Origin of the sequence: Mesorhizobium sp. M7A.F.Ca.CA.004.04.2.1 (genome assembly GCF_004022825.1) — a bacterium.
GTDB lineage: Bacteria > Pseudomonadota > Alphaproteobacteria > Rhizobiales > Rhizobiaceae > Mesorhizobium.
Genome location: NZ_RZPH01000956.1, coordinates 1 through 2,321, shown reverse-complemented (window position 1 = coordinate 2,321; position 2,321 = coordinate 1). Strand labels below are relative to the sequence as shown.

Annotated in this window: 1 protein-coding gene and 1 pseudogene; both read right to left on the bottom strand. The window is 62.3% G+C overall.

Annotated features, from left to right (window positions below; genetic code table 11):
* Positions 1-1,273: pseudogene (locus EN893_RS29725) on the bottom strand (SPOR domain-containing protein); the annotation flags it as partial.
* A gap of 103 nt (positions 1,274-1,376) precedes the next feature.
* Positions 1,377-2,321 (bottom strand): DALR anticodon-binding domain-containing protein (locus EN893_RS29720; protein ID WP_245490927.1); only part of this gene is annotated, 945 nt, incomplete at its 5' end.

Sequence of the window (2,321 nt, the reverse complement as noted above, 5' to 3'; positions counted from 1 at the left end):
GCGCGGGTTCGTCAAGATCCCAGTCGAGGTCGCCGACAAGATCGGCCGGTTCCTCGGCGGGCTCGGCAACAGGCGGCAGGGCGGCGACAGCCGGCTGAGCCGTGACGGGCTCACTGGCGACCAGCGCCGTGCGCGCCGTCATGGCACCCAGCAGCGCATTCAACTCGTCTTCCAGGCTCCGTTCGTCCGCGGCCGGGGCATGCGCCGCCGGCGCAACATGAGCCTCTGGCGCCGCCGGCTGGACCGTAGCGGCAGCAACCTCGGCGACCGGCTCTTCGGCCGTTTCGGCAAACGCGTCGTCCAAACTTAGGTCGAAAGCATCGTCCGAAATGCCTTCAGGGATGGGAATGTCGCCGTTCGCGTCAGTGATATCGACAAGCGCATCATGCGCGTGCGGCTCGTCGAAGGCATTCGGCTCATCCGCGCGAACGTCGAAATCCATGTCGACATCAGCCATCGCGTCGTCGAAATGGCCGGCAAAGCTCTCATCGGAAATTGCATGGCCGTCACGCGCCGCCTGCTCCGGCATGGGATACTTGACGGGCTCGGCGGCCATGAATGACTGTTCGGCCGCCGAATGGTCGTCGAGCACCAGCTCGTCTTCAAGCGAGACTGCCACCGCATCGTCGAATTCGTCATCGGAGGCAACTGGCTCGATAGAAGCGGGCGTGTCGGCAACGGCGTACTGGGCCTCTTCAGCGTACTGGGCCTCTTCGGCTTCCTCATCGATCCGGAGGTCCTGGTCGAGCGAAATGGCCAGCTCGTCCGCCATCGAATGATCGTCCTCGAAGGGAGAGACGTCCTCAAGCGAACCGGCGACGGCATCGTCAAAATCAGACGCGAAAGCCGGCTCGACGGACGGCGCCGCTTCAGCTGCGACCGCATGGCTGGCGCCGGCGACGTGATCGTCTATCTCAGCCATGTCCAGTTGGAAATCGTTGTCGAGCGACACCGAAAGCTCATCGTCCATCGCGCTGGCGTCAGCCGCTTCGAATGCCGGCTCAAGCACGAAGGTCGGCTCATGAGCCTGAACAACCGGAGCGGCGTCGCTGTCGTCAGCGCCGAACTCGCCCATCATTTCTTTTTCGAGATCGATATCGAAATCGCCCTCTTCGAGCCCGTGATCGGCGGCTGGGGCCTGCGGCTGGGCGGGCGATTGCGGCCTGACCGGCTGGCGCGGGTCGAATCCCATGATCCTGGTCAGTTCCGCGAACGGATCATCGTCAGCGATGTCGTTGTTGTCGGCTACTCTCAGCTGGGTTCTGTCTGCCATTATTGTTCCCGAACTCGCACTCATTCGGACGCCATGGACGTCGCGTAGGGTTGGCCCTTACCAGCGCAATGTGGGCAAAAGGTGACAGGTTATTTAGTCAAACCTAACGCATTTCGGTGGGCGCGGCGGCTCCGATCAACGTCAGGCCGGACGTCAAAACGTCCGAAACAGCCTGCACCAGCCCTAGTCTGGCATGCGTCAATTGTCGGTCGTTAACCTTAACAAAACGTAAGTCCGGATTATCCGTGCCACGGTTCCAGTGTCCGTGGAAGCTGGAAGCCAGATCATAGAGGTAAAATGCCAGCCGATGCGGCTCGAGCGCAAGGGCGGCGGACTCGATCAGCCGCGGGTATTCGGCAAGCTTGCGGATCAGGCCGATCTCGCCCTCGTCGGTCAGCAATGCCGCGGCAGACGCCAGGCTGTTGCGGTCGAAATTGGCTTCGCCCAGTTGCTCGCTCGCCTGCCGGAACACCGAATGACAGCGCGCCGAGGCGTACTGGACATAGAACACCGGATTGTCCTTGGACTGCTCGGTCACCTTGGCGAAATCGAAATCCAGGGGCGCATCGTTCTTGCGGTAGAGCATCATGAAGCGGATCGCGTCGCGGCCGACCTCCTCCACCACTTCGCGCAGCGTCACGAAATCGCCCGACCGCTTCGACATGCGCACCGGTTCGCCCTCGCGAAACAGCTTGACCAGATTGCACAGCAGGACAGTGAGCTTCACCTCGTCGCCGGCAATCGCCCGCGCCAGGGCCTCCAGCCGCTTGACGTAGCCGCCATGGTCGGCGCCGAGCACATAGATCAGGTCGACGAAACCGCGATCGACCTTGTCCTTGAGATAAGCGACGTCGGCGGCGAAATAGGTGAACGAGCCATCAGACTTGACCAGCGCCCGGTCCATGTCGTCGCCGACCGCGGTCGAGCGGAACAGCGTCTGCTCGCGGTCCTCCCAATCTTCGGGTTTCTCGCCCTTGGGCGGCGGCAGCTTGCCCTTGTAGATATGGCCCTTCAGCGTCAGATCGTTGATCGCAGAGCGGATCTTCCT